Genomic DNA, 342 nt, shown 5'->3' on the forward strand with positions numbered 1-342 from the left:
CGAGAGCAGGCAATCTCTGGGTATAGAATTATGGGCTCCAGAATGGTTAAATGCCAGTGCCGAGTTCTCCACTATAAATGATAAGACCTTCTTTGCTATGGCAGATAGCTCAGTGCGGCCATTTCAATATGATGGGCAGGTGAGTTTTTTCAAAATACAGGGTCATAGAGAATTTAGAGTTGGAAAATTCGCCTTGAACAATACCCTGTTATATCAAAACGTTCTTGAAGGAAACCAGGTTCTTAAGCTGCCCGATCTTGTTACCAGAAACAGTCTATATTATAGTGATTACTTTTTTATAAGAGCGCTTTTCCTGCAATCGTTATTTACACTTAACTATTT

At 38.9% G+C, this 342-nt stretch carries 1 protein-coding gene; it reads left to right on the top strand.

What is annotated here, in order from left to right; genetic code table 11:
• Positions 1 to 342: putative porin (locus HC176_RS18105; RefSeq protein WP_167920392.1), on the top strand; the 342-nt coding region annotated here is incomplete at both ends.

This window comes from Tamlana crocina (assembly GCF_012037625.1).